This is a genomic window from Microvirga sp. HBU67558 (assembly GCF_018069605.1).
Taxonomy (GTDB): Bacteria; Pseudomonadota; Alphaproteobacteria; order Rhizobiales; family Beijerinckiaceae; genus Microvirga; species Microvirga terrae.
This window is the reverse complement of sequence record NZ_JAGPUP010000179.1, coordinates 1-426: the sequence shown is the minus strand read 5'-3', so window position 1 is coordinate 426 and position 426 is coordinate 1. Positions and strand designations below refer to the sequence as shown.

Below are 426 nucleotides of genomic sequence, written 5' to 3'. Positions count from 1 at the left end.
GACCTCATCGACAAGGGCGTCGCCGTCAGCGGCCGCGCCTATCTCGGCGCAACCGCAGACCTCGGCGTGTTCGAATTTGGATTGGGAGGTTCTGAACCGCCCCTCACTCCCCTGTCGACCCTTACCTCGGCACCGACGTCTATGAGAGCGATTACGGGACACAACGGTAAGAACAAGCTGATTGGCACGACGGCCGTCGAAAAGATCGATGGCAAGGGCGGAAAAGATTACCTGTGGGGCAAGGGCGGCAGCGACATCCTCACGGGTGGCGCAAGCAAGGACGCCTTCATGTTCGACACGAAACTGGGCTCGGACAACGTCGATACCATCACCGACTTCAAGCCACCGGATGATCGCATCTGTCTCAACGACTCGGTTTTCACCAAGCTCGGATCGACGGGAACCCTGGCGGCCAGCAAGTTCGTG

General features: G+C 59.6%; 1 pseudogene. It reads left to right on the top strand.

Annotated elements, in window-relative coordinates:
- Positions 1-426 (top strand): annotated as a pseudogene (locus KBI52_RS00730) (hypothetical protein); the annotation flags it as partial.